Genomic DNA, 25454 nt, shown 5'->3' on the forward strand with positions numbered 1-25454 from the left:
ATGGGCAATCAGCGCCACAGCCCGCTCGGGCGCCAGCGCGGTGGGCGCGTCGCCAAAGCGGATTCCGGCAAAAAATGGGGCGCGCGGAGTGGCAACGCTGATGCTGGCCCAGGCGCCAACGTCAGCAGGCGTGCGATGCGCTCTTGCGTTGCCGGACGCGTGCGCAAGCAGGAGGGCTCGGGATTGCCCCATCCCGACCATGGCCAGGCACGCCAGGAGCGGCTGACCCGCTCGATTTTCGCCAGCGCGGACGCCAGCCCCTGCGGGTCGCCAGTCAGTTCCGCCGCAAGGCGGTCAGCGTCGAACTCACGCACGCGAGACAAGCCGAGCTGTGCGAGCAGGGCCAGCTGGGGCGATGCGGCCAATAACAATAGACCAGGCCAATAGACCTCCGCCGCGCCAACCAGCTGCGCGGGCAGGCTGAGCAGGATCGCGATCTGTCCCATCAGGGCCAGTAGGCTCGTGAGGCGACTGTCGGAATCCGCCAGCCCCATGACACGCAGATCCTCATTAGCGATGTGCGCGACCTCGTGCACGAGCACACCCGCCAGCTCGCGTGGGCTCAGGCTGCGCAGCAGGCCATCGGTGAGGGCGATCGATGCCTCCTGCTTCGATCCGGTGGCGAAGGCGTTGACGACGGCACTGGGCACATAGTGCGGCACCGGCGTGGCGGGCAAACCGGCACGGGCGGGCAGCTCGCGCAACAGGGCCCACATCTTGTGGGCTTCTTGCGGGTGCAAGGCCCGTACGCGGTACAGGCGCAAGCTCAGCGCCGACGCGGCTACCGGTTCCAGCAGCAACGCACCTGCAATGGCAAACAGCGCGAGCCACAGGCAGCCTTCCCCAAACGGCAGTCTCCCTGCTGCGGCTGCGATCCCGACCAGGGTCAGGACCAACAGCCCGGTCTGCAGGCGGTTGAGCCAGCGGTGTTGCAAGAGCGCCGTGCGCGGATCACTGGGATGATGACGGGTCATGCTCAGAGGTCTCGGCGGCGCGGTCGCCGCGCTTGCGCAGCAGCCAGTAGGTCGCACCCAGAGCCAGCGTGGCGCTTGCCAGCGCGGCTATCTTTGCGGGGCTCGCGTCGGAGTCGAGGATCACGAACTTGCGGGAGAGTGCGATCAGCGCGATCAGGACCACCGTCTTGACCTGGATGATGCTGTCCCGACGCAGCGCCACGCGCACGATGGAATGCTTGAACTCCATCGCGATCAAGAGCGTCATGATCATGCCGAACACGCTCTGGAATACCTCGTGGTCCAGGGGATTGAAGGCATCTAGAACCAGCAGCGTGAAGACGATGGAGATGAGCTGGAACAGCGACACCACGATGATGACGGCGATCACCGCCGACAGCACGAGGGCGACGACCTGCTCGAAGCGCTCGTAAAAACTCATGATGGCCAATTGGTCACGTAAGACCTGAAATGGGTTAAGGCGTGTTGATTTCATGACGATGAACTCCCTGGAAAACGGCTGCTGTCGAGACGGCGGCGCATTGCGCTGATGTGTCCTTCAATCAGCTCGGTCGACATGCCAAGCGTCGACATCACCTGTTCCGCCAGCCCAATAGCTGCGGCAAAGGATTGCTGATACACGCGCACGTTGGGCATGGCGCGAAATGCATCGGCCGCGGTCGTACTTCTGCATGACACCCACAAGGTCAGCGCCGGACGGTGCTCGGCAATCGCCTGGGCGATGCGCAACGCTTGCTGGGCATGGGCGAACGTCAGCACCACCAAGTGCGCATGCGTCAAGCCGGCAGCCAGCAAGGTATCGGGCCGACTGGCATCGGCATGGAACACCGGCGCGCCGGCGGCACGCGCGGCCTCGACCTTCTGCGCGTCCGCCTCCAGCAGCAGATGCGCCACGCCGGCGTGGCGAAGAATCTCGCTGACTGTCAGGCCAAGCTCGCCCGCGCCGCAAATGATGACATGGTCTCGATATCGCGTCGTCTGCGCGGCGATCTCGACTTCTTCAGCCTGGGGTGGCTGAATGACGCCGCCGGTGCGGCTCAAGAACCGGGCAAGTACATCGTGATGGCGGATCAGTAGCGGTGCCAGGGCCATGCTGAGCACCAGCGCGACCAGCATGGGTTGGACGACGGTCGCGGGGATCAGATGCTGCTGCAAGACCGTGCCCAACAACAGCAGGGCGAACTCGCCGCCGTGCCCCAACGCTATGCCCGTGCGCCAGGCATCGAGGGCGGACAGGCGCGTCGCCCGCAAAGCCAGCGTATTGAGCAGGATCTTGACCGGTACCAGCACCACCAGCCACGCCAGCACCGCCAGCGGTGCCGAAAGAATCTGTGCTGCGTCCAGTTGCAGGCCGATGGTCACGAAGAACACGCCCGACAACACATCGCGAAACGGCCTGAGGTGGCTTTCCATGTGGTGCCGAAAGTCGCTCTCGCCCAGCACCATCCCGGCGAGGAAGGCCCCCAGGGCGGCAGATACGCCGACCGCGTGCGCAGCGGCGGCGGCGGCCACCACCACGCACAAGGAGACGAGCACGAACGATTCCTCGTGGCCCCGCCGCGCCACCCAGCCCAGCAGGCCATGCAACAGACGGCGCGAGGCGAGGGCCGCTGCTGCGAACAGCAGCAGCACACCGAATACTTCGAGCAGCACATGCTCGATCTTCGGCGACTCGCCGCGCGCCCAGATCGCCAGCAAGGCCAGCAGGGGCACGCTGGCCAGGTCCTGAAAGACCAGCACGGCGATGGCACTGCGTCCGTGGCGGGTGGTGAGCTCGCCTTGGTCGGCCAGTTGTCGGCTGACCAGCGCCGTGGACGACATGGCCGCCGCAGTGCCGAGCAGCGCGGCGCTCTGGCCGGGCTGCCCCAGCCACATCAATAGCAGGATCAGCGGCGGGGCCACGGCGATCATCTGCAGAGCGCCCGCCATCAGCACCGTCCTGCGGGCGAGCCAGAAGTCTCCGAGGGAGAATTCCAGTCCGACCATGAACAACAGCAGCGCCACGCCCAGCTCGGACAGAAAGCTCAGCGTCTCCCCCGGCGCGATCACGCCGATGACTGAGGGGCCCAGTACAACGCCGACAGAGAGATACCCCAGCAAGGCGGGCACTCTGAACGCCGCTGTCGCCATCGCCGCCAGGCTGCAAGCCGCCAGCAGGATTAGCGTAGTGCCGAGCAAGCCCTGCATCGGTCAGCGTCCCACTTGCGTCGACGTCCAGCGCACGATGTCCTGCGCGCCCATCACGCCGGCCTGACGGGCGATCTCCCGCCCACCCTGGAACAGGGCGAGCGTCGGGATGCTGCGGATACCGAACTGCGCGGCCAGGTGGGGCTCAGCCTCGGTATTCACCTTCGCCAGCCGGATCCTCGGTTCGAGCTGGTGCGCCGCTTGCTGGAACTGTGGCGCCATCATCTTGCACGGCCCGCACCATGGCGCCCAGAAATCGACCAGCAGCGGCAGATCGCTGCGCTCCACGTGGCGCGAGAACGTCGCCGTGGTCAACTCGATGGGCTCGCCCGTGAACAAGGGCTGCTGGCAGCGGCCACAGTTGGGATGTTCCGATAGCTTCGCAGTCGGTACGCGGTTGATGGACTGGCAATGCGGGCAGACGAGGTGAAGATCATTCTTCATGGTTCGCCTCCTTGGACCACAGTGAGGCTGCCTCGCTTCGGGTCACAGACAATGCTGACCAATCAACGCCTTGGAGCCAATCGTTCCCGTTTTTGCTTACTCCGGCCTCTTCCAGATGAGCAGCGATGAATGCTTCGGCCTGCATGAGCCACCTTCGGGCAGCATCTTCCTTACTAGGAATCAGCAGGATTTCAGAGACGCTGCTGGCATTCAGCCCGTCCACACGGATAAGCAGAAAAATGCGCCGCCACAAACGCGGCATGTCCTTCAGCAGGTCAAATGCAAAAGCGAACTCGCTCGACCGATCAATCAGCTCCTCCTGTTCCGCGATCGTTGCGACATCGGGATGCTGACTGCCAGCGAAAATATCGGCCAGCTTGAGTGTGTCATCGTGCTGATAAAATTCGAAGATTTCCTCTTCCACCATGGCCTCGGCCACGTCTTGGGCATCCGGTTCGACCGGCGCGTCCAGAGAAACGGATTCGCCAAATTGCCGGCTGCTTGCCACTTCGTTATCCAGGACGGCGAACAGATGCTTCAAAAGACCGGTGTAAGCCTCTTTTTCCCCCGGCACGGATTGCCATTCCACCTTAGCTCGGACAATCGCTTCATCCACCACGTCGCGCAGCGTCGGATAATCGCGCGGTAAATCGCCGACGGCCCGCAGATAAGCCAGCTCACGCCTTGCGACAGCCTCAAGTTTCGACAGTAGAGGCATTCGGGTCACCTCGGCCTCATGGGCGGCTGATGCGGGTTTTGCGGCAATCCGCACCTTGAGCTCGCGCAAGCGCTCGCGTCGTGCTTTGCGCTTGATTTGATCCTGAGCATGCAGTCGGTCAAAATGCTTCTTGGCCTGACGGAACAACGACTGTGCGAGCATCTGCGCGAGGGGCGTCAGCTCGTTATGTGATGCAGTAACGCTGACAATCTTTTTGCCGGGCAGGTGCATATAGCCACTGGCCAGAAATTGCCGCTTGATCTTGTCGCGATCAAGGACGATTTGAAGTCGCGCTGAATCTTTAGTGTGTTTGTCGAGCAATGGCTTGAGGGCGTGCTCGATCACATTTCCCAAAGCTCTCTGCCAAGGTTCATGAAACTCTTTGTCGATAGCTCGATAGCTATATTGTATCTGCATGTATGACTCCTTCGATGTCATTTCTACGGAGGCATGAATCGAGGATGCTCATATCCATAGATTTTGGTTTGGCACGCTCTTACCCCAGGCGCGTTTTGCGAAGACTCCAACTCAAGAACAAAAGCGTGACGCCATAGACTGCCGCATGGAAACCCAACAGCCAGCCTGCGGCCACGAATGACTCGACCGGACGGGTAAAAAATATCCACAAGACGATAGCACCAAGGATAATCGAGAGCAGTCCACTGAGGGCAAGCCAGATTTCACCCTTGATTTCCCGACGCAGCCGAACGGCGGCGGATATCTCCAGCACACCGGTGAAAATCGCCCAGAAGCCCACGCTAGCCCATAAAAAAGAAGCCAAGACTATCGTGGCGACCCAAGGAGCAACCAGGACGACGACGCCCGTAAGTATGCCGACAATGCCGCTGAACAGCAGCCAGCCCCAGCGCTCTTTTTTCTGGATATGGCGCACCGCTGCAAACAAGTTGAACGCGCCATTGACCAAGGAAAATGCGCCGAACATGATGGTCATGGCCAACAGAGCCGATTGTGGCATCCAGAACGCGAGGGCTGCAAAAATCAATGCCAAGACACCGCGCAGCACAAAAAGCCACCAATTTTGGCTCAGCGAACACAGTGCTTTGGTGGGGTCATCCGCATTGGAATTGGCGATGGTGTCTGTGTTCATGCAATATCTCCTAAAGATCTATACAAAATAAAAAATCAAACACTCATGGGACAAGAGAGGGGGCGCTATGCGCCCCCTCTCCAGCGGTTTCAGAACAACTTGGACAGTTTTGCCTTGACTTCATCGAGCCAGCCTTTTCCGCAGCCTCCCCCTCCCGTCTTTTCCTTGATTTTCTTGAGTTCAGCGTACAGGGGCTCAAAGTCCTTCCTTTTTCCATAGCCCAGCAGTTCTGCCATTTCCAACTGCTGCCGGGCTTCGTTCAACAATGTCTCCAGGCGCTCATTGGATGCTTCGCTGCGCTGACCATCTTCTACCAGGGGCTCGGCGCGCTTCAGGAGCAGCTTCGCACGCAGGACGGGCAGCGGAAGCACGCTGCGCTCCTCGACCAGCGTGCTGAGCGCTGACTGCAGCGCGGCTTTGGCTTCTTCGATCTTGCCCTGATCGATCAGCGGCACGACTGCCTTCACGGCTGCGGGATAGGACGCCAAAGGGATGTTGGTGACCGTGATCACGATTTCACTGGCCAGCAAAGCCAGCACGTGGCGAGCCTGTTGCACCTCGCCATGTTTGAGGGCATCCAGCGCCTCGTCGGTCATCGCCTCAATGGTTTCCGTGTTGGCGAACAAGTCGTGCACGATGGTGCGCACATCAACGCCGGCCAGGGCGAGCGTGGGTTCGCGCGCGACGATCAGCTCCAGCTTTCCCGTCACTTCGGCCAGCGTTGCCAATGCGCGTGCAGTGTCCTTGCCGTCAAGTGCGGCCAGCGCGGATTTGGTCAGCGACAAGGCCGAGACTGCCTCATCGAGGACTTGTTTACGTTTGTCTGCCGCCTGTGAGTCCGTTTCTTTCTGAACCTCAGGCTGTACCTCCGTGACGACTTCAGGCTTGGACTCTGGACTGACAGGAAGGCTGCTTACCGCGGCCTGTTCGTTTATTCCTTCGTTCGTCGCATTGGGATTCGGTGTTTGCTCATTCATGGTGATATGCCTCGTATGAGATAGTGAAAATAGGCGAATCTATTGGGGCTGAATGCGAACATCGCGAGACTGACCGGCAGAGCAGTCAGCCCCTTCATCACCTCAAAACAGCTTTTGGATGCGCGTCTTCAACTCGTCGAACCATCCCTTGCCGCTTTTGCCACCAGCCGACTTTTGCTCAATGGACTTCACCTGATCGAAGATGGGTTTGAAGTCCGCCTTCTTGCCATAACCCAGGATCTGCGCCATCTCGATCTCCGTGCGCACGGACGACAGCAAGGTGCTGAGCTCCTCGTTCTGCTTGGCATCGCGCCTGTCGGTCTCGGCCAGCTTTTCAGCTTTTGCCATCGCGGCTTCGGCCCGTAGCACGGGCAGAGGAAAGGCGACCGAGGTCACCACCAGCGTGTTCAGTGCTCGGACGAGTTCCGCTTTGGCGTTGTCGATCTCGCCGCTGTCGATGAGCCGTGCGGCCGACTTGATCGCTGCCGGGTACGTTGCCATCGGAAGGTTGTCGGTTTGGATTACGATTTCGCTGGCCAGATTGGCAACGATGGGCCGGGCCTTTTGCACCTCGCCATCACCCAACAACTCCCGAGACAACTTGACCGCTTTCTTTACCGATTCCACGTTGGCGTGGATATCGTGGGTGATGACGCGTACATCGACCGGCGCTAAAGCAAGTTTGGCGTCGCGTGCCAATACCAGTTCCAGCTTTCCGCTGGCCAGTTCCAGCGCAGCAAGCGCCTCCTTGGTCTTCTTTGCATCAAGGAGGGTCAAAGCCTCCTGGGTCTTGGTGAGCGCCGTGATGGCGTCTTGAGTGAGCTCGGCACGCTTTTTATCGGCTTCCCGGGCGGCCTTGTCATCTACCTGTGGCTGTGCCGCCTTGGATGCGGCAGAGGGTGCTGCAGCACCTGGGCTAGAACCTGCCGCCGATTGGGCCAGAGCCGGTCCGCTCAGTCCGACGACGACCGCCAGGGCAAGTGCGGAGAAGGTGTATTGTGGCTGTTTGATATTCATGATCTTGGGCTCTTGGTTGAAGTTAGTTGACTGAGATTTCAATCTGTTTCGGTTTGGCTTGCTCGGCCTTGACAAGCCGCACTTCCAGCACGCCGTCTTTCATGGAAGCCGTCACCTTGGTCGGATCAACGTTGTCAGGCAAGACAAAGCTGCGCACAAAGCGGCCATACGCACGTTCGATGCGGTGGAACTTCTTGCCCTGCTCCTCTTTTTCCAGTTTGCGCTCGCCGCTGATGGTGAGCACACCGTTTTCCGCGCTGACGCGCACGGCATCCTTGGGGACCTCCGGCAGATCCAGCTTGAGGAGGAATGCGTTCTCATCCTCGCTGATGTCCGCCATTGGTGCCCAGTCCGCCGTGGTCATGGCTTCGTTGCCGGTACGGGCGCCCTGTCGCTGGGGTATTCGTCCGAACATCGTCGCCAGGCGGTTTTGCAATTCATCCAGTTCCCGGAAGGGGTCCCACGGAGTCAATGCAGACATATCGGTTCTCCTTGAACAATGCCGACGAATTGGATGACGCACTGAACAGAGCCGTCAGTTTACTCTGAATGGCACCTACTACTGTTTTCAGTTCCGAACAAGTCCTTGAGTCAATTGACGGATATCGCTTTCGTCGAGCGTTTCCCGCGCCAGCAGCTCGCGCGCACAGCGCTCCAGCACCGCGCGGTTGATGTCGAGAATCCGGTAGGCGTGCTCGAACACGCCCATCACGATGCGTCGCTCGCCGACTTCTTCTTGCGCGAGCCTTTGCCAGCGTCGCCGTGCGGCGTCTCGGTCGCCTTCGCGACATCCGGCTGCTCCGGCTCGGCCGGGGTCTGCGGTAGCTCTTTGCGTTCGAACACCACGCGTTCGGCCTTGTCGTCCCAGCGTGCGCTGGCGTGATCGCCCTTGCCGATGCTGCCACCGAGCATCTCGCGCGCCAGCGCAGTTTCCAGCTCGCTGCGGATCAGGCGCTTGAGTTCACGCGCACCGAACTCGGGTTTGTAGCCTTCTTCCGCGAAATGGTCGATCAGCGTCTGATCGAAAGTGAGCGTCACGCCCTGGCTGGCGGCGCTGCGCGCCACGCGATCGAGCTGCAGGCCGACGATGTGGCGGATCTCCTCCTTGCCCAGCGCATGGAAGACGATGATCTCGTCGATGCGGTTGAGGAACTCGGGCCGGAAGTGGCCGCGCAGCACGTCCATGACCTCGGCCTTGGTCTTTTCGTACTCCTCGTCGGCCGCCCCACGCGCCTTCAGCCGTCGCTGGATGATGTCCGAACCCAGGTTGGACGTGGCGATGATGATGGTGTTGGTGAAATCCACCACCCGGCCCTTGCCGTCGGTGAGGCGACCGTCGTCGAACACTTGCAGCAGGATGTTGTAGACGTCAGGGTGTGCCTTCTCGATCTCGTCGAGCAGCAGCACGCTGTAGGGCTTGCGCCGCACCTTCTCGGTGAGCTGACCGCCTTCGTCGTAACCGACATAGCCCGGAGGCGCGCCCACCAGCCGCGCCACGGTATGGCGTTCGCCATATTCCGACATGTCGATGCGCAACAGGGCGTGCTCATCGCCGTAGATCGATTCGGCCAATGCCTTGGCGAGCTCGGTCTTGCCCACCCCGGTCGGGCCCAGAAACAGGAAGGTAGCCACCGGTTTGCTGCCTTCGCGCAGGCCGGCGCGGGACAGCCGCACGGCATCGGCCACGGCACGGACCGCCTCGTCTTGTCCCACCAGGCGCTCGTGCAGCCGTTGTTCCAAGTGCAGCAGCTTTTCGCGCTCTTCCACCGTCAACTCGTTGACCGGGATGCCGGTCAGGCGCGAGACGATCTGCGCCACGTGTTCCGCCTTGACCTCGGCACTGCCGGAGGCCCGCTCCCGCTCCCAGTTCTCGACGAGCTTCTTGAGCTCGGCCTCCTTGGCTTCGATGCGCTTGCCGAGCTCGGCGGCCTGGTCGTACTGCTTGCGCGCGGCCACGTAATCCTGTTCACGCCGCAGCTGGTGCAGTTCGGACTCCAGCTCCTGCACGGCCACCGGCCGGGCCGTGGCCGACAGCTTGACGCGCGCGGCCGCCTGGTCGAGCAGGTCGATCGCCTTGTCCGGCAGGAAGCGCGCCGTGATGTAGCGGTCGGACAACTCGGCCGCCGCGATGATCGCGTCCTCGGAGATGCTGACCTTGTGGTGCGCCTCGAAGGTGTCGCGCAGGCCGCGCAGAATCATGATGGCCTGGGCCACCGTCGGCTCGGGCACCGTCACCGGCTGGAAGCGCCGCTCCAGTGCGGCATCCTTCTCGATGTATTTCTGGTACTCGTTCAGCGTCGTGGCGCCGATCAGGTTGAGTTCACCGCGCGCCATCATCGGTTTGAACACGTTGGCCACGTCCAGCCCGCCTTCGCCACCGCCCTGGCCGGCACCGACGATGGTGTGCACCTCGTCGATGAACAAAATCAGCTCGCCCTGGTGCTCGGTCACCTCCTTCAGCACCTTCTGCACGCGCTCCTCGAACTCGCCGCGATATTTGGCGCCGGCCACCATGGCGTTGATGTTGAGTTCCACCAGGCGCTTGTCGCGCAAGGTCTCGGGCACTTCACCCGCCACCATGCGCTGCGCCAGCCCTTCGACGATGGCGGTCTTGCCCACACCCGGCTCGCCGATCAGCACCGGGTTGTTCTTCTTGCGCCGGGCCAGCACCTCGATGGTGGTTTCGATCTCCTGCGCGCGGCCGATCACCGGGTCGAGCTTGCCGTCGCGCGCCATCTTGGTCAGGTCGCGCGAGTACTTGTCGAGTTCTGGCGTGTTGGTCGGCGTCTCTGCGCGTCCATCCTCGGCGCCCTTGCCGACCACCTTGCTGACCTGTTGGCGCAGCGCCTGCGGCGTCAGGCCGTAGCGGCGCAGCAGGTTGGCGGCCAGCCCTTCGCCTTCCTCGGCCAGACCGATCAGGAAATGCTCTGGACCGACATAAGAATGGCCGAGTTCATTGGAGGCCACGAAGGCGCGGCTGAGCGCATCCTTCACGCGCGGCGACACGCCGATCTCGCCCTCGAAGGGCTTGTCCCCGCGCTTGGCCTCAGACTCGATCTGCCGCTTGAGGTCATCGACCTTGATCTTGAACTGACCCAGGATGGTCTTGACCACGTCGCTGTCGGCCAGCGCCAGCAGCAGATGTTCGGTATCCACCTCGGAGCGGCCAAATTCGGCAGCGTGTTTGGCGGCCTCCTGCAACAAGGCTTCCGACTGTTCGCTGATGCGGCTGGCCAGCCCACTGCCGCGACGGCGCGGTGCACCCGAACCTGCGGCGGCGGGCTCGCCAAACGAGGCATCGACCACGTCATCGGTATCGGCGGCAACTGGCGTCGCGTCGTCGCCGATGCGGAAGAAGTCACTGCCGAGGAAGTCCTCGAACAGGCCGCTGCGCGAACCGAACAAGGCTTCCAGCGGCGAAACGGTGCGCTTTTGCTGGCGCACTAATTGCCGGTAATGGTCGTCGCACAACAGCATGGTGCTGTGACGACCGTTGAGATTGGCTTCCACCCGCACGGTGGCGGGTTGGCCGCAGACCTGGCATTGTTTTCTGGCCATGCTGATGCTCCTTAGAAGGTTGAAAAGGTTGAGGCGACGAGGCATCGCGAGCCGCGACACCTCGTCTCGGGCCGGGTTTTTCTTGTGACGAACGAGCCGGCGACGTCAGCCGTTGATCGGGATCGAGCGTCCCTGCTTCGGCGCACTGACCTCGCGCTTGTCGATCGTGACCGTGAGCACCCCGTTCTTGAACGATGCCTTGATCGAATCCTGGTTGGCGTCGTCAGGCAGGTTCAAGGCACGCTGAAAGCTGCCGTAGGAGCGCTCCACACGGTGGAAGCCACCTTCCTTCTTCTCCTGTTCCTGGCGCTTCTCGCCACGCACCATCAGCACGTCGTTGTCGAGGGTGATCTGGATGTCCTTCTCCTCGACACCGGGCACTTCCAGGGCAATCTTGTACTGCTTGTCGGTTTCCTGGATGTCCAGGGCCGGCTTCAGCATGCCCGACCAATCGGATGGCCACTGCGGCATGTTCAACGCCGGAAAACCGAAGCCCCGGAATGCGTCATCGAACAGCCGGTCGATTTCCCGATGCAGTTGCAGGATCGGGCTGACTGGCCCGCTCGCCGCTGGCAGGTCATTGCGCTGCACCGGCAGGGAAGAGGCGGTCTGCTGCTCTTGCTGCTCGTTCTTGAACCAGTTCCAGGGAGCCAACTTCTTGAAATCGATGTCCATGTCATACCTCCAGAAAAATTGGAAAACGAGTTACTCAAGCCCTTTGCCTGCTGCGACGGGCAGTGCGCCCAGGCGACACGGGCTGCTCGGATGACTTCTGCTGTTCACGCTTGCGCATCACCTCCTTCTTTGCTCCGGCTCGGGTCTGATCATTGATGCACTGATCGATTTCACTTTGACGAAGCCGCCACGTCCCGCCCACCTTGAAAGCCGGAATTTCCCCGTGTGCGGCGAGCCGATAAAGCGTCCGCTTGCCGACTTTCAAGTACGCAGCCAATTCATCGAGCGTGAAAATCACCTGTAGGTGCGCTTTCATCTCACCCTCTCCAATCGCGTCGCTTTGCGGTTCCGGCCAAGGAAATCCTTGCAATACTTTGTAATACTAGGCCTACCATGAAAAACTTCAAGAGTCAAGAGTCAATGTGCAGCGTTCTCCCGCCCCATTGATGCAGGTCAACTGCTCAGGCAAGGCACAGGGGGGCGGCCTGATCAGGCAATGGACAGCGCCTGGCTCCTCAGCCTGCGTGTGCCACAGGTGCCTCGATCAAACACCGATCCTCACGTTGTAGCCGAGTGCCCGCAGCCCCTTGCTTGTCTGCATGTTCCTTGGCGGAAACTCGTCTGGGCGCGCCCAGACGACGATTTCCCCGAGGCTGCTCAGGCCAACGTGCGGAATTGCCCAGTCGTCGCTGCGGATCGCGTTCCAGAGTCGGGCCGAAACACTTCCGTTGCCCCAGACAACGTAGTTCAACAGTATCCGTCCGGCCAACACACCTTCCCGACACCGCCGCCGAAGGCCATGGCCCATCAAGCGGATTTTCCATGCGCCCTCAGCGCCGTACCTACAGCAAATCTTTCAAGGCCCAGGTCATTCAGGAGTGTTCTGAACCCGGTGCCTCCATCGCAAACATCGCCTTGGGCTACAGCCTCAATGCCAACCTCGTCCACAAATGGATTCGCCTGCTTACCCAGAAAACCACGGCTATCCAGCCAGCGTTCATCCCGTTGCCTTCTCAAATGCTCGGCGCGGGTTCGCATGCTCAAGCGCGCTGCTGCGATCATGAGTTTGATCCAGTCGGCCCGTAATAATGGGCACGATCCGTATGCCTATCTCAAGGATGTGCTGAGACGGTTGCCGACGCAGCGAGCTAGTGAGATTGCAGAGCTGCTGCCGCATAGGTGGCATCCGGCATAGTCGCGCAAGATGGTTTGCCCGCATGCTTACGTTCAACAGCTCAAGCACCGTCCGCCCTTCGCGGGATCGTTGCCGCCAGAGCCACACGCCGAACTTTTCCACCTTGTCGTCGCCGGCCTGCGGTCAGTCAGGCAAGCCCAGGTGCGAGCCTGTACATATATTTGTGTAATTGCCTGATTTTGATATGTTCAATTCAACATCAAATGAAGGTTAAATTATGGACGACAAACAATTGCAGGCTCTGGCTAACGAACTGGCCAAAAATCTCAAAACCCCTGAAGATCTCAGTCAGTTCGATCGCCTGCTCAAGAAAATCAGTGTTGAGGCTGCTCTCAACGCTGAACTGACTCACCATCTGGGACATGATAAAAATCAGCCCAAATCGGGAACCAACTCCCGTAATGGCTATTCCACGAAAACCGTCACCACTACCGACGGGCCGATGGAATTACGTACTCCACGTGATCGTGATGGTTCCTTCGAACCACAACTGGTGAAGAAAAATCAGACCCGCATTACCGGCATGGACAACCAGATCCTGGCGCTGTATGCCAGAGGGATGACTACCCGCGAAATTACCTCAGTCTTCAAAGAAATGTACGATGCAGACGTCTCTCCGGCGCTGATATCGAAAGTCACCGATGCCGCAATCGACCAGGTTGTAGAATGGCAAAACCGTCCTCTGGATGCGATTTATCCCATTGTTTATCTTGAATGTATTGTCCTGAAAGTACGGCAGGACAGCCGGGTTATCAACAGAGCGGTGTTCCTGGCTCTGGGTATTAACCTTGATGGTCAGAAAGAGCTGCCAGGTATGTGGCTGGCCGAAAATGAAGGTGCAAAGTTCTGGCTGAATGTACTGACGGAACTGAAAAATCGCGGGCTGAACGATATCCTTATCGCCTGTGTGGACGGCCTGAAAGGCTTCCCGGAAGCGATTAATGCCGTCTACCCGGAGACGCAGATCCAGTTGTGCATAGTACACATGGCACGCAACAGCCTGCGGTTCTTGGCGTGGAAAGACTATAAAGCGGTAACCCGTGACCTGAAACAGGTTTACCGCGCAGCCACGGAAGAAGGCGCGTTGCAGGCGCTGGATGCGTTCGGGAAGGAATGGGATGCACGGTACCCGCAGATAAGTCGCAGCTGGCGGGCAAACTGGCCGAATGTTGCCACCTTCTTCGTGTATTCGGAGGCGATCCGCAAGGTTATCTACACCACTAACGCAATCGAATCGCTGAATAGCGTCATCAGACATGCGATAAAGAAACGGAAAGTGTTCCCGATAGATGAATCGGTGAAAAAAGTGATGAGGCTGGCTATCCAGTCAGCCTCACAGAAATGGACGATGCCACTTCAGGACTGGCGGATAGCCATGAGTCGCTTTATTATCGAGTTCGGTGACCGCCTTGACGGTCACTTCTGAGAAAGGCATTTACACAGAATGGTAAACAGGCTCATTCATACAGGGACAGCGGTAGAACAATACAGCCTGAATGGTGATTCTCTGCAAGCGGGAGCGCTTCGTGATTCTGCTACATCATCCCTAACCAGTACCAATAGTGCGCCATCGTACAACCTTTCACCTGTATTCAATCTAAATCTTGAAGCGTCTGTTCCGCTCATTATCGCCAGCGATAGCTCAAGATTGAGTGATTACATTGATTTCCAGGCGAGAGCCTCACAAGCCAGTTTTACACAGTCGCTAAGGAAGGTGCGAACAAGTTCCTGATATGAGATCATCATATTCATCCGGAGCGCATCCCAGAGGGACATCATGAGCCATCAACTCACCTTCGCCGATAGTGAATTCAGCACTAAGCGCCGTCAGACCCGAAAAGAGATTTTCCTCTCCCGCATGGAGCAGATTTTGCCATGGCAGAATATGACCGCTGTCATCGAGCCGTTTTATCCCAAGGCGGGCAATGGCCGACGGCCCTATCCGCTGGAGACCATGCTGCGTATTCACTGCATGCAGCATTGGTACAACCTGAGCGACGGTGCCATGGAAGATGCCCTGTACGAAATCGCCTCCATGCGCCTGTTTGCCCGATTATCCCTGGATAGCGCCCTGCCGGATCGCACCACCATCATGAATTTCCGCCACCTGCTCGAGCAGCATCAACTGGCCCGTCAATTGTTCAAGACTATCAGTCGCTGGCTGGCCGAAGCAGGCGTCATGATGACCCAAGGCACTTTGGTGGATGCCACCATCATTGAGGCACCCAGCTCTACCAAGAACAAAGAGCAGCAACGCGATCCGGAGATGCATCAGACCAAGAAAGGCAATCAGTGGCACTTTGGCATGAAGGCCCACATTGGTGTCGATGCCAAGAGTGGCCTGACCCACAGCCTAGTCACCACCGCGGCCAACGAGCATGACCTCAATCAGCTGGGTAATCTGCTTCATGGAGAGGAGCAATTTGTCTCAGCCGATGCCGGCTACCAAGGAGCGCCACAGCGCGAGGAGCTGGCCGAGGTGGATGTGGACTGGCTGATCGCCGAGCGTCCCGGCAAGGTAAAAACCTTGAAGCAGCATCCGCGCAAGAACAAAACGGCCATCAACATCGAATACATGAAAGCCAGCATCCGTGCCAGGGTGGAGCACCCGTTTCGCATCATCAAGCGGCAGTTCGGCTTCGTGAAAGCCAGATACAAGGGGCTGCTGAAAAACGATAACCAACTGGCGATGTTATTCACCCTGGCCAACCTGTTTCGGGTGGACCAAATGATACGTCAGTGGGAGAGATCTCAGTAAAAACCGGAAATAACGCCAGAAATGGTGGAAAAAATAGCCTAAATAGGCTGATTCGATGTGTTTGCGGGAAAAAAATCGGCCCAGATCCGCGAAATTTTAATCAGCGAGTCAGCTTGGGAAGAAATGACCTGCTTATTCGCACCTTCCCTAACCCAACTCCGCGACACCCTGCTCCCAAAACTCCTCTCGGGCGAAATCACCCTGCCGGACGCCGAGCAGGCGGTAAGCGAGGTGGCAAATGTATAAAGTCGATAAGCCGACCAATAGCTTGCACTCTTTGCAAGAGGTGTCGTTTAGCAGCCTCGGTTATACCGAGCGCTATCACCTGCAGGAGTGGCTGGCAAAAAAACCCCAAGCACTGACCCGCGATAATGACGACGAACTGCTAATTATTCAGAAAGAATTCGCCGGTTTTGACGACACCAAAGAGCGGCTCGACCTGCTGGCTATCGATAAACAGCGCAACCTGGTGATCATCGAAAACAAGCTCGATGACTCCGGGCGCGATGTGGTATGGCAGGCGCTGAAATATGCAGGTTACTGCGCCAATCTGCGTAAAGAGCAGATCCTCGACATCTTCCAGCTCTATCTCGATAAATACGAACCGGAAGAGACCCGACCGGCGGCGGACGTGATGGCGGAGTTTCTGGAGTGTGAAAGCCTGGATGAAGTGCAAATTAACCAGAGCCGCACCCAGAGGGTGATGATGGTGGCGGCGAGCTTCCGCAAAGAGGTCACCAATACCGCGCTATGGTTGATGCAGTTTGGCCTGCGTGTGCAGTGCTTTAAGGTGAAACCATACAAATTCAATGACGATGTGTTCGTTGATATCCGGCAGGTGATCCCGACGCCGGAAGCGGAATCTTTCATGATCGGCATGGCGCAGAAGGAAGCCGAAGAGCAGTCCACCAGCGGCGAGCTGAAAACCCGCCATCTGCTGCGCAAAGCTTTCTGGACTAAAATGCTGGAGCGTCTGAAAGCCAGTTCCTGCACGCTGTACAAGAATATCAGCCCGTCAACAGACCACTGGCTTAGCGCCGGTTCGGGTATCAGCGCACTTTCTTACAATATGATTTTTAGTAAGAAAGAAACCCGCGTTGAGTTCTGGATTGCCAAATCCTCAGCGGAGAGCAACACCTTTGCCTTTAACTGGCTGTATGAGCGTAAAGCGGCGATTGAAGAGACATTTGGTCATGCGCTGAAGTGGGAACCGCTGCCAGGCAAAAAATCCTGCCGAATCTCCTTTGCCACACCTGCTACCAGCCTCGATGAAAGCAACTGGCCAGCGATGATCGACTGGCTGCTGGTCAACCTGACGGCGTTTGAAAAAGCGCTCGATCCTTTTATCGCCCCACTGAATATGGCACTGAAAGAGATTTCAAACGCGCCGGAAGAAGTGGAAGAGCCTGCGACAGAGGAAGCCTGATGCTGAGCGAAGACGATTTAGAACAGCAGTGCCTGCAATGGTTTGCTGAACAGGGGTGGGAAGTGCTGCATGGGCTAGATATAGCGCCGGATGGCGACAACCCGCTGCGTGCCTCCTTTCATGATGTGTTTCTGCGCCCGGTGATGCTGGAGCAGCTGCAAACCATCAACCCCCATCTCCCTGTTGTCGTGCTGGAAGAGGTGATACTGCGTATCGTCCATGCTCAAAGCCCGGACTTGGTCGTCAGCAACAAAGCCTTCCATCATCTGCTGCTCGACGGTGTGCCCGTTGAGTACAAGCAGGAAGACAAGGTTATCCACGATAAAGCGCTGCTGATGGATTTTAACCGCACCGCCAATAACCGCTTTATGGTGGTCAATCAGGTGGCGATTCAGGGCATAAAACAGGTACGTCGCCCGGATGTGATTGGCTATATCAACGGCCTGCCGGTGGCGGTGCTTGAGCTGAAAAGCCCGATTGATGCCAGTGCCGATATCTGGGCGGCGTTTAACCAATTGCAGACCTATAAAAACGAACTGAGCGACCTGTTTATCTGCAATGAAGCGCTGGTGGTGAGCGACGGGCAAAATGCGCGTATCGGCTCTCTGACCGCTGATGAAGAGCGTTTTCTGCCGTGGAAAACGGTGGCGAACGAAGATGATAAACCGCAGTTTCACTGGCAGCTTAAAACGGTAGTGCAGGGCTTCTTTAATAGCGAACTGCTGCTCGATTACATTCGTTTCTTTGTGCTGTTTGAAAACGATGGCAAACGGCTTATCAAAAAGATTGCCGCTTACCATCAGTTCCACGCGGTGCGTGAAGCGGTTGCGGCAACGATTGTGGCCTCTACCGGTAAACATCTTCCGCTGCGCAGCAACATTACCCCCGGCAGTAAAAAAGCGGGCGTGGTGTGGCATACCCAGGGCTCCGGCAAAAGTATCTCCATGTGCTGTTACGCCGGAAAGCTGCTGCAACAAACAGAGATGAATAATCCGACCATCGTCGTGGTGACCGACCGTAACGATCTTGACGGGCAGCTCTACGCCACGTTTTGCCAGGCGCATGATTTACTCAAGCAAACGCCGTTACAGGCCAACGACCGCGACGAACTGCGCGAGCTGCTCAACGCCCGTGAATCCGGCGGCATTATCTTTACCACCGTGCAGAAGTTTGCGCCGCTGGACAGTGAACAGAGCCATCCGGCACTTAACGTCCGCAGCAACATCGTGGTGATTTCCGATGAAGCGCACCGCAGCCAATATGGCCTGAGCGCCACGCTGGACCGGCAAACCGGGGCCTATAAATACGGCTACGCCAAGCATATGCGCGATGCGCTACCGAATGCGTCGTTTATGGGCTTTACCGGTACACCGATTGCGTCTGAAGATAAAGATACCCGTGCCGTGTTCGGTGATTATGTCTCGATCTACGATATTCAGGATGCGGTGGATGACGGCGCGACGGTGCCGATTTACTACGAATCCCGCTTGGCAAAGCTCGACCTGAACCATGAGGAGCTGGAAACGCTCTCCGATCAGGTGGATGAGCTGGTGGAAGATGAAGAGACCGGCCAGCAGGAGAAAACCAAAGGTGACTGGAGCCGTCTGGAAAAGCTGGTAGGTTCTGAGCCACGCATCAAACAGGTCGCGGCCGATCTGGTTCAGCACTTTGAAACACGCAATGCGGCGATGAATGGCAAGGCGATGATAGTCGCCATGAGCCGTGATATCTGTGTGAAGCTCTACAATGCCATCACCGAGATCCGCCCAGACTGGCACAGCACGGATGTCGAACAAGGGGCTATTAAAGTCATTATGACCGGCTCGGCATCGGATAAAGACCATCTCCAGCCACACATCTACAACAAGCAGACTAAAAAGCGCCTTGAAACTCGGTTTAAAGATTTAAACGATCCGCTCAAATTGGTTATAGTCCGTGATATGTGGCTGACCGGGTTTGACGCGCCGTGCTGCCACACCATGTATATCGACAAGCCGATGCGTGGCCACAACCTGATGCAGGCCATTGCGCGTGTTAACCGCGTGTTCCGCGATAAGCCCGGCGGGCTGGTGGTCGATTACATCGGCATTGCCAACGAGCTGAAGCAGGCGCTGAAAACCTATACCGACTCAAAAGGCAAAGGGCAGTCCACGGTCGATGCCCGGGAAGCCTTTGCCATTCTGCTGGAAAAAATCGACATTATTCATGGGATGTTTGCGCCCTCGGCAGGAAAACCCGGCTTCAGTTACGCAGGTTTTTCTCGCGACCCGTTAGCGTTCTTACGCGATGCGGTGAACTATATTCTGGGGCTGGATGATGGTAAAAAACGCTACCTCGATGTTTCGCTGGCGATGAGTAAAGCCTGGTCACTGTGTAATACGCTGGATGAGGCGAAACCCTTACAGGAGGAGTTCGCGTTTCTTTCGGCGGTCAGGGTGGGGCTTATCAAGCTCGATCCGAAGGCAAAGTTTAGCCAGTCAGAAAAAAACTCTCTGCTGAGCAAGATCCTCGATAACGCGGTTGTCGCGACCGGGGTTGAGGATGTCTTCGCACTCGCCGGGCTGGATAAACCGAACATAGGTTTGCTGTCCGATGAGTTTTTGGAAGAAGTGCGGGAAATGCCGCAGCGTAATCTGGCAGTGGAACTGCTGGAAAAACTGCTCAATGACGGCATTCATGCCCGTTCGGGCAATAACGTGGTGCAGCAGAAGAAATACTCCGACCGACTGAAAGCGGTGCTGCTCAAATACAATAACCGCGCCATTGAGACCGCGCAGGTGATTGAAGAGCTGATCCAGATGGCGAAAGCGTTCCAGGAGGCGATGGCGCGTGATGATGCGTTAGGGCTGACCCCGGATGAAATCGCCTTCTATGATGCGCTGGCTGAAAATGAAAGTGCAGTGCGTGAACTGGGCGATGATACGCTGAGAAAGCTGGCCATCGAAGTGACATTGAAATTGCGGCAGTCCACCACCGTGGACTGGCAGGTGCGTGAAAGCGTGCGTGCCCGATTGCGTATTCTGGTGCGCCAGACGCTGCGTAAGTATAAGTATCCGCCGGACAAAACGCCGGGCGCCGTGGAACTGATTTTGAAGCAGGCAGAAGTGGTGTCGAACAGCTGGACAGTCTAAAACGTTCATCGATTATCTTGACGGAGGTGGTTCAATGTCGGTTACTGTAACAGTTGAAAAAGTAGGGGCGGCATTTGCATTGATCAAATGCCACCATAGGCCTGAAGCAGAATATGAATTTACTGGTGAGTTTCTCGGGCTTTCACACGAGCTGAAGTTTGCAGGGAAGAATTTACGAGAACTGAGAGAAACTGGCTGTTCTATTTATGGAATTTATCAGGATGAATACGGCATGACCTTACTTCCTGATCATCCCGGCATTAAACTGGCCGAAATACTAGCGGTATCAAATATAGGACTGAATAAATTTTCGGTTTACATGGGATGTCGCGAGCAAGAGATAGTTGAATTGTTGAACGGTTCAGTTTCACTGACGAAAGCTATGGCACTCCGGTTATCGCATGTAGTCGGTGGAAGTTGGTCGAAGTGGATGTTAATTCAAGAGCAGTTTGAATTACAGTTGGCACAACGAGAGATTAAAGAATTAATGATTTTGACTAATATCGGGGATGAGGACGTTGGATTATAGTAAAACAACCATCTTTAACTGATGGGTTTGGCCTTTCCATCCATAAGAAAGGCCATCGTTGTAAAAAATAAATTACCCGCGACTGCAGCCGAAATTACGGTCCCCATCACCGACTATTTTAGTTCTTACTTTGGTCATGTAATCCACCCTGTTCATCAAATCGCTATAAGTCTGCTCAAAGTTGTCCCTTTTACGATTGAGAAGGTATTTGCCATTTGGCGGGTAATTAACTAACTTCCCCGAGCTATCTATAGGGATGCCAAGTGCACTGTACCAAGCTGTCGTTATCATTGTACGTAACGTGTTACGGTTTAAGTCGTAATCACCTAAATGATAATAAGCATCCTGATTGAAACACAGTATCAAATGGTAATGCCGCTTTCCATTTTTGGTATATTCTCGGACCCATGCGTAACGTAAGATTGAATGTCGAGTATCAGGCCAGTCTTTCCGTTGAGTTTTAATATGCTTATCGTGTTCAAGCTTTGCTTTTAATGCACTGGTAAAACGAGATATTGCACCAGAGTCTATTCTGGGTTGAAAGAACGGATTATCCAGATTTTCCGTATCTATTGGGTCATGTAAATCAACACGTATAATCATTGTATTAGGATGCTCTTTCAGTGCTTCATCAATGACCTGTTTAATCCTATTCTTATACAGGGTTACATGTGAACCAAACTCACTGTCGTATGTCATATAGTATCCTACCAAGTAATATTGAGGTATTGAATGGACTACAGATATATTACCTATCAAGATAACAAGCCCTTACTGGTAATAGGCTCAGTTTATATTTTTACTCTTGAATTAAATATCTGTTCAACAGTAGAGCGTCAGAATATTGAGCCTGCTATGGCTATAAATACTGTCTTACCTCTCTTTTCTGCGAGTATTCTATTTTGAGAATATAGCGTATTAAGCAACTCATTTGCTTTGCTACGATTCCTGAATTTATTAGGGCCGTATTGGAGCACTGTATTTTTAGTAATCCAAGATGCCTTGAGTCGAATACAATAATTATTTATCCACCAATAAAGTTCATCCGCCTCCGAGATTGCCAGCGTGAATTCCTGGGGTTTAGAAAACAAGCGTACGTACTCGCGAACATACCAGGTACTTATCTCTACTGCGGCCTCAACTGTTAAAAGTGAGATATCACCCTCATCACCATTAAAATGGTGCAATAGTGCGGCTATTCTTGCCATATTTTCTGCCATTTTTGATGCATAATCTTTAAAGTTTGACAGTCTTCCAAGAATCCCCATTTCATACTCGACATTATTAGAAAATGCGATCCAGCGTTTTTCTGCTTCTACAGTGAATCGGAGGCAAAGACGATCATTTTCATTATTTCCAGCAATACTTTCGTTAACGATCTTCATAAGTCTTTGATGAAATATTGGTAGATATTCGGTTGAAACAACCGGGCTAGTAATTTGTCTATTGCCTTGTGTTGAACCAGGCTGGCAGATTAGGCATCGTGCGAAGAAACCTATTCCCTTTGCCATATCACCTTTCCGTTTAATATAACCCTTAAAAATATCAGGCTGGACCATCAGTGACAGTGTCATTCTGGCATCTCTGATTAATTTTTCAGGCTCACTTTTCCTTTCTACAGGAAACATTGCACCATCCCACATCTTATTGATGAAAGGTAGTTCGTTCAGCGTGTAACCATTAAAAATAGTGCCAGCCTCATCAGACATAATGCCGACAGATCGCCAGTAGCCACAGAGGTAATCTTTAATGGCCGCTGGTGTGGCGTCGCTAAATATCTGCTTGAATCTCACCGGTGATTTAGGATGCGATGCCAGCAGCGCTTTAAGCTTTTCATTTGTTGGCAAATGATCTTTGTTACGTCTAATTTCTGACTTGAGTTTTGACATCAGAGATTTTTTTTCAATATTAAAAATTGCTTCATCATTTCGCCAGACGGTAAGATCATGGGTGTACTTTTCAAATAAATTTTCCTCCAGTTGATATAATGGCTCCATCAGCAATTTATCAACCGTACTTTTCCGTTCACCAGATTCTGCCAGTGTAAGTAAGAAAAGTGATACTGGGCCTCGCAGATTTTTCAGCCGGCAAACATCAATCCGGTTTTGACAGGCAAGAGAAATAACTCCCAGAGCAGAAGCTGCGATCAAAGCTTGTGGGGCTTGCGTATGCTGTTCCACTTCATAAATGGCATTTCTGATAATCTGAGGAAATGCATCTACAGGGAAAGGACTACCGTTAAACATACAACACCTCTAATAAAATTCACGTTAAAAAGTTCCGCGCAAGTTGCTATTCCGCTATTAATTGCAGAAATAGCAGGATGAACACGGGTACTCAGAAAAAAAACAAAAAATAAATGCACAAAATCTCTGGGTGCTAACGTTCGTTAATCCAGCAAAGTAGATCGCTTAACAACCAGCCACAGGACTTCAACCCAATAGACTTACGCAACGGAAACTGACCGACTTGCTCCAGTTTCCAGGCCGTTGAACGAGATACCGATGTGATGTACTGACGCTCCTTTTCACGTACTAGGCGATCATGGGGTTCGCCATAGTTGCGCAGGACCTGTAAACGTTCTTGTGGTGTTGGATAGTTGAATGTTGTTTTCATGTTGCCTCCTTTGTTTCGGTGAAGGCATCATGCATCAAACTGTGCAATCAAAAAATGCGAAGCGTTCTTATTAAGCATTCGAAAATCTTAATAAGCAAACAGGTCAAAAAACGATCAGGTATCATTTGTAAATCTCAATACAACAATGAGTTGAATTGAATACTAATGAAGAGTTAGATGTTTTAGTCTTTTGAATCTAGGTCGTGACGCTGATTAGTGTTGATGTATTCTTTCGTCTTTTTGGTCTACTGATGGTAAATATTGATGTGGTTTGTCCCCGTTGCTCTGAAACGAATGGGGTGATCCGAAACGGCCATTCTGGCTCAGGTGCGCAACTTTATCGCTGTAAATACTGCCTGAAAACTTTTCAGCTATCGCTACAACGGCGCTAAACCGAAACCCATCAGACCATTGTTGATATAGAGATGAACGGCTCTGGATGCCGTGATACGGCAAGAGTACTGAAAATAAGCCTCAATGCCGTTCTCCGTCATCTAAAAACTTGCACCATCCTAGGTTGCACAAAACGATGAGCCGGTCGCAGAGGTCGTCATCGCTGTGAAGTCGATGAACAATTATCTTACGTGCGGCCTAAGGGTAATCCACGCTGGTCATCGGCTGGTATCCATCATTATCACTAAATCTGTGTCATGCCCTGAATTCAACATGGAATATTGTTAGCTAATATACTTTTAAATCCGTTGGTGCATTACAATACCATTATTAAATATTTAAACACAAACAGTTAACAAGGATAGTAATACACATTACTACCACGGGGATTTCTGATATTATGCGATATACCAAAAATCATTTTCCTTTTGAGATATCCATCCATTCCTTTACCTTACTCTCACTAAAAGAAAAGTTTAATGAGTGAGGCTCTAATTGTGTAACTGCTGTTAATTTATTCACTACAGAAGAAACTGTCTGCTCAATTTCATATTTTTTGCAAAACTCAGTTATAAGATAACATAAAGCCCTCTTCTGTTTTTCACTTACACGATATGCTTTAGTACGGTTTAATTCAGGTTTTTTTGCATACCGTTTTAGAGTATCAAAACTAAAGTCTCCTGAATAAAGTTTATTGAGTGGTTTAAAAACGCTAGAAACATCTAACTTCCCATATGTTCTTCTGCAACATTCATGCATCAATATATATAATGCAACATACTCTTCAGGTACAAGGAAAGAAACATTGATATTATTTACTTTTGTTTTTTCAATATTCAGGCCATTCAAAAAAAGAGATGCATGATCTTCTCTAATTGATAAAAAAGATTCATCTATATATGTTGATTCAGGAAAAATAAGAAAATCGAAGGAATTATGGGAAAAAATCATCACATCCCCGGGTGGGGATTTTTTCTGTTCCACCGAGTCTTTATCTGTAAGTAAGTATTTTCCACTGCTGAAACGAGCTACTTTAGTTGGTCTAGCAATCCAATAACCATAGGCATACCCTCGATATCTATATTCATAGTACTCCCCAGAGACTGGAACATCTATTCCACCAGTGTCAAACCGCTTCTGTATATCTAAATGAGGATTTAATGGAATTTCTGGAATAAATGATAATGTACTATAAGCAGGACTATCTTTGCTCTGATAGAAATCACGACCATAATTTATATCATGAATTGTATTTTTATGTATATTTGGAGAAACGCAACGTCTAAGTATGCATGGGAAAATTTCGTTCCCGAAATTAACGTACAGATGAAGTTTATCATCAAGCCATGCCTGAACAAGTTCATCAACTTCTACACCAAAAAGTGCAGAAAACTTTTTCAATGAATAATATGATCTTGCCATAGCACCACTTACCTGAAATCCAAGGTGTAAATGCTCATTTTACACATAACCGAATAAAAAAATAAGTACTTATTTATAGATTTGGTGATGTGAAGAACTCATTTTTCTGTTTAAATTTTAAACTTAATTAAACTCAAATAAAGCAACACCTAAAAAAGCAACACCTAAATAGGTCCGCCTAATACCGCTACACCTGCCGTTTTATGATGGGCGACATGTTGCGTATGGGAAACATATTTCAAGCCCGATGCAACATGGTTAGACATAGGAAACAGCCCTAATACCTTGCCCTGCAAGGGCTGGTCGAAAGCGGATTACTATTCCGC

24 protein-coding genes and 3 pseudogenes are annotated in these 25454 nt (G+C 54.2%); 9 read left to right on the plus strand and 18 right to left on the minus strand.

The genetic code is table 11. From position 1 onward, the window contains the following. Positions 1–8: 8 nt before the first annotated feature. The 14 genes from WC7_RS05545 to WC7_RS26830 all read right to left on the minus strand — a co-directional run bounded on the left by WC7_RS05545 (position 9) and on the right by WC7_RS26830 (position 12466). A complete protein-coding gene (locus WC7_RS05545) occupies positions 9–974 on the minus strand; it encodes a zinc metalloprotease HtpX (protein ID WP_016154555.1) in 966 nt (321 codons plus the stop codon). Continuing rightward, on the minus strand, positions 952–1449 hold the full coding sequence (gene psiE-GI, locus WC7_RS05540) for a heat resistance protein PsiE-GI (RefSeq protein ID WP_016154556.1): 498 nt from the start codon (positions 1447–1449) through the stop codon (positions 952–954). Before psiE-GI ends, WC7_RS05545 begins: the two co-directional genes overlap by 23 nt. Further along, positions 1446–3161, minus strand: a complete 1716-nt coding sequence (kefB-GI, locus tag WC7_RS05535) for a heat resistance system K+/H+ antiporter KefB-GI (RefSeq protein ID WP_001295706.1) — start codon at positions 3159–3161, stop codon at positions 1446–1448. The genes psiE-GI and kefB-GI overlap by 4 nt, the downstream gene beginning before the upstream one ends. 3 nt (positions 3162–3164) lie before the next feature. Next, positions 3165–3605: a heat resistance system thioredoxin Trx-GI gene (gene trx-GI / locus WC7_RS05530; protein WP_000786815.1), complete on the minus strand. Its 441-nt coding sequence runs from the start codon at positions 3603–3605 to the stop codon at positions 3165–3167. Then, entirely contained in the window at positions 3595–4740 is a 1146-nt protein-coding gene (locus WC7_RS05525; RefSeq protein ID WP_016154557.1) for a hypothetical protein, read from the minus strand. The genes trx-GI and WC7_RS05525 overlap by 11 nt, the downstream gene beginning before the upstream one ends. Positions 4741–4819: 79 nt before the next feature. Continuing rightward, positions 4820–5431: a heat resistance membrane protein HdeD-GI gene (gene hdeD-GI / locus WC7_RS05520; RefSeq protein ID WP_001090779.1), complete on the minus strand. Its 612-nt coding sequence runs from the start codon at positions 5429–5431 to the stop codon at positions 4820–4822. Positions 5432–5520: 89 nt separating this feature from the next. Beyond that, entirely contained in the window at positions 5521–6408 is an 888-nt protein-coding gene (yfdX2, locus tag WC7_RS05515) for a heat resistance protein YfdX2 (RefSeq protein ID WP_016154558.1), read from the minus strand. A 102-nt stretch (positions 6409–6510) separates the two neighbouring features. Beyond that, entirely contained in the window at positions 6511–7425 is a 915-nt protein-coding gene (gene yfdX1, locus WC7_RS05510; RefSeq protein ID WP_016154559.1) for a heat resistance protein YfdX1, read from the minus strand. A gap of 22 nt (positions 7426–7447) precedes the next feature. Then, positions 7448–7906, minus strand: a complete 459-nt coding sequence (hsp20-GI, locus tag WC7_RS05505; protein WP_001275372.1) for a small heat shock protein sHSP20-GI — start codon at positions 7904–7906, stop codon at positions 7448–7450. Positions 7907–7993: 87 nt separating this feature from the next. Further along, positions 7994–8134 (minus strand): hypothetical protein, encoded by a 141-nt coding sequence (locus WC7_RS27015; RefSeq protein ID WP_016154560.1) that lies wholly within the window; start codon positions 8132–8134, stop codon positions 7994–7996. Then, entirely contained in the window at positions 8134–10983 is a 2850-nt protein-coding gene (clpK, locus tag WC7_RS05500) for a heat shock survival AAA family ATPase ClpK (protein WP_016154561.1), read from the minus strand. The genes WC7_RS27015 and clpK overlap by 1 nt, the downstream gene beginning before the upstream one ends. Positions 10984–11088: 105 nt before the next feature. Next, positions 11089–11658, minus strand: a complete 570-nt coding sequence (gene hsp20 / locus WC7_RS05495; RefSeq protein WP_000350435.1) for a small heat shock protein sHSP20 — start codon at positions 11656–11658, stop codon at positions 11089–11091. 34 nt (positions 11659–11692) lie between these two features. Next, positions 11693–11974, minus strand: coding sequence for a helix-turn-helix domain-containing protein (locus tag WC7_RS05490; RefSeq protein WP_000643630.1), 282 nt, complete (start codon positions 11972–11974; stop codon positions 11693–11695). A 228-nt stretch (positions 11975–12202) separates the two neighbouring features. After that, positions 12203–12466: a hypothetical protein gene (locus WC7_RS26830; protein ID WP_001295708.1), complete on the minus strand. Its 264-nt coding sequence runs from the start codon at positions 12464–12466 to the stop codon at positions 12203–12205. A 14-nt stretch (positions 12467–12480) separates the two neighbouring features. Between WC7_RS26830 and WC7_RS26835 the strand changes: the two genes are divergently transcribed. From WC7_RS26835 to WC7_RS05455, 8 genes and pseudogenes are all read left to right on the plus strand, one after another. Continuing rightward, a complete protein-coding gene (locus tag WC7_RS26835) occupies positions 12481–12744 on the plus strand; it encodes a transposase (RefSeq protein WP_001247776.1) in 264 nt (87 codons plus the stop codon). Then, positions 12689–12853, plus strand: a pseudogene (locus WC7_RS26840) (transposase domain-containing protein); the annotation flags it as partial. The gene WC7_RS26835 and the pseudogene WC7_RS26840, both read left to right, overlap by 56 nt. A gap of 217 nt (positions 12854–13070) precedes the next feature. Continuing rightward, entirely contained in the window at positions 13071–14279 is a 1209-nt protein-coding gene (locus tag WC7_RS05480; RefSeq protein ID WP_016154562.1) for an IS256 family transposase, read from the plus strand. Positions 14280–14375: 96 nt separating this feature from the next. Continuing rightward, positions 14376–14585, plus strand: a pseudogene (locus WC7_RS27370) (hypothetical protein); the annotation flags it as partial. Positions 14586–14630: 45 nt separating this feature from the next. Then, positions 14631–15611, plus strand: a complete 981-nt coding sequence (locus tag WC7_RS05475) for an IS5-like element ISKpn26 family transposase (RefSeq protein WP_016154089.1) — start codon at positions 14631–14633, stop codon at positions 15609–15611. A 238-nt stretch (positions 15612–15849) separates the two neighbouring features. After that, on the plus strand, positions 15850–17037 hold the full coding sequence (locus tag WC7_RS05465; protein ID WP_016154564.1) for a DUF4268 domain-containing protein: 1188 nt from the start codon (positions 15850–15852) through the stop codon (positions 17035–17037). Continuing rightward, positions 17037–20168, plus strand: coding sequence for a type I restriction endonuclease subunit R (locus WC7_RS05460; RefSeq protein WP_016154565.1), 3132 nt, complete (start codon positions 17037–17039; stop codon positions 20166–20168). The genes WC7_RS05465 and WC7_RS05460 overlap by 1 nt, the downstream gene beginning before the upstream one ends. 34 nt (positions 20169–20202) lie before the next feature. Next, positions 20203–20697, plus strand: a complete 495-nt coding sequence (locus WC7_RS05455) for a helix-turn-helix transcriptional regulator (protein WP_016154566.1) — start codon at positions 20203–20205, stop codon at positions 20695–20697. 72 nt (positions 20698–20769) lie between these two features. Here WC7_RS05455 and WC7_RS05450 read toward each other — a convergent pair whose 3' ends face one another. The 3 genes from WC7_RS05450 to WC7_RS05440 form a co-directional block, all read right to left on the minus strand. After that, on the minus strand, positions 20770–21396 hold the full coding sequence (locus tag WC7_RS05450; protein ID WP_016154567.1) for an inovirus Gp2 family protein: 627 nt from the start codon (positions 21394–21396) through the stop codon (positions 20770–20772). 137 nt (positions 21397–21533) lie between these two features. Beyond that, positions 21534–22943, minus strand: coding sequence for a YfjI family protein (locus WC7_RS05445; protein ID WP_016154569.1), 1410 nt, complete (start codon positions 22941–22943; stop codon positions 21534–21536). Between the two features lie 133 nt (positions 22944–23076). Continuing rightward, a complete protein-coding gene (locus tag WC7_RS05440; protein WP_006812027.1) occupies positions 23077–23313 on the minus strand; it encodes a helix-turn-helix transcriptional regulator in 237 nt (78 codons plus the stop codon). 251 nt (positions 23314–23564) lie between these two features. On the opposite strand from WC7_RS05440, the pseudogene WC7_RS27195 reads away from it, so the two are divergent. Continuing rightward, a pseudogene (locus WC7_RS27195) lies at positions 23565–23924 on the plus strand (IS1-like element transposase); the annotation flags it as partial. Between the two features lie 199 nt (positions 23925–24123). Here WC7_RS27195 and WC7_RS05435 read toward each other — a convergent pair. Further along, on the minus strand, positions 24124–25128 hold the full coding sequence (locus WC7_RS05435) for a hypothetical protein (RefSeq protein ID WP_016154570.1): 1005 nt from the start codon (positions 25126–25128) through the stop codon (positions 24124–24126). Between the last annotated feature and the right edge of the window lie 326 nt (positions 25129–25454).

Origin of the sequence: Citrobacter sp. KTE151, assembly GCF_000398845.1 — a bacterium.
GTDB lineage: Bacteria > Pseudomonadota > Gammaproteobacteria > Enterobacterales > Enterobacteriaceae > Citrobacter > Citrobacter braakii.

Coding starts and splice junctions, on each gene's coding strand:
- WC7_RS05545 (WP_016154555.1), bottom strand. CDS start 974: ATGACCCGTCATCATCCCAGTGATCCGCGCACGGCGCTCTTGCAACAC.
- psiE-GI (WP_016154556.1), bottom strand. CDS start 1,449: ATGAAATCAACACGCCTTAACCCATTTCAGGTCTTACGTGACCAATTG.
- kefB-GI (WP_001295706.1), bottom strand. CDS start 3,161: ATGCAGGGCTTGCTCGGCACTACGCTAATCCTGCTGGCGGCTTGCAGC.
- trx-GI (WP_000786815.1), bottom strand. CDS start 3,605: ATGAAGAATGATCTTCACCTCGTCTGCCCGCATTGCCAGTCCATCAAC.
- WC7_RS05525 (WP_016154557.1), bottom strand. CDS start 4,740: ATGCAGATACAATATAGCTATCGAGCTATCGACAAAGAGTTTCATGAA.
- hdeD-GI (WP_001090779.1), bottom strand. CDS start 5,431: ATGAACACAGACACCATCGCCAATTCCAATGCGGATGACCCCACCAAA.
- yfdX2 (WP_016154558.1), bottom strand. CDS start 6,408: ATGAATGAGCAAACACCGAATCCCAATGCGACGAACGAAGGAATAAAC.
- yfdX1 (WP_016154559.1), bottom strand. CDS start 7,425: ATGAATATCAAACAGCCACAATACACCTTCTCCGCACTTGCCCTGGCG.
- hsp20-GI (WP_001275372.1), bottom strand. CDS start 7,906: ATGTCTGCATTGACTCCGTGGGACCCCTTCCGGGAACTGGATGAATTG.
- WC7_RS27015 (WP_016154560.1), bottom strand. CDS start 8,134: ATGGGCGTGTTCGAGCACGCCTACCGGATTCTCGACATCAACCGCGCG.
- clpK (WP_016154561.1), bottom strand. CDS start 10,983: ATGGCCAGAAAACAATGCCAGGTCTGCGGCCAACCCGCCACCGTGCGG.
- hsp20 (WP_000350435.1), bottom strand. CDS start 11,658: ATGGACATCGATTTCAAGAAGTTGGCTCCCTGGAACTGGTTCAAGAAC.
- WC7_RS05490 (WP_000643630.1), bottom strand. CDS start 11,974: ATGAAAGCGCACCTACAGGTGATTTTCACGCTCGATGAATTGGCTGCG.
- WC7_RS26830 (WP_001295708.1), bottom strand. CDS start 12,466: ATGGGCCATGGCCTTCGGCGGCGGTGTCGGGAAGGTGTGTTGGCCGGA.
- WC7_RS26835 (WP_001247776.1), top strand. CDS start 12,481: ATGCGCCCTCAGCGCCGTACCTACAGCAAATCTTTCAAGGCCCAGGTC.
- WC7_RS05480 (WP_016154562.1), top strand. CDS start 13,071: ATGGACGACAAACAATTGCAGGCTCTGGCTAACGAACTGGCCAAAAAT.
- WC7_RS05475 (WP_016154089.1), top strand. CDS start 14,631: ATGAGCCATCAACTCACCTTCGCCGATAGTGAATTCAGCACTAAGCGC.
- WC7_RS05465 (WP_016154564.1), top strand. CDS start 15,850: ATGTATAAAGTCGATAAGCCGACCAATAGCTTGCACTCTTTGCAAGAG.
- WC7_RS05460 (WP_016154565.1), top strand. CDS start 17,037: ATGCTGAGCGAAGACGATTTAGAACAGCAGTGCCTGCAATGGTTTGCT.
- WC7_RS05455 (WP_016154566.1), top strand. CDS start 20,203: ATGTCGGTTACTGTAACAGTTGAAAAAGTAGGGGCGGCATTTGCATTG.
- WC7_RS05450 (WP_016154567.1), bottom strand. CDS start 21,396: ATGACATACGACAGTGAGTTTGGTTCACATGTAACCCTGTATAAGAAT.
- WC7_RS05445 (WP_016154569.1), bottom strand. CDS start 22,943: ATGTTTAACGGTAGTCCTTTCCCTGTAGATGCATTTCCTCAGATTATC.
- WC7_RS05440 (WP_006812027.1), bottom strand. CDS start 23,313: ATGAAAACAACATTCAACTATCCAACACCACAAGAACGTTTACAGGTC.
- WC7_RS05435 (WP_016154570.1), bottom strand. CDS start 25,128: ATGGCAAGATCATATTATTCATTGAAAAAGTTTTCTGCACTTTTTGGT.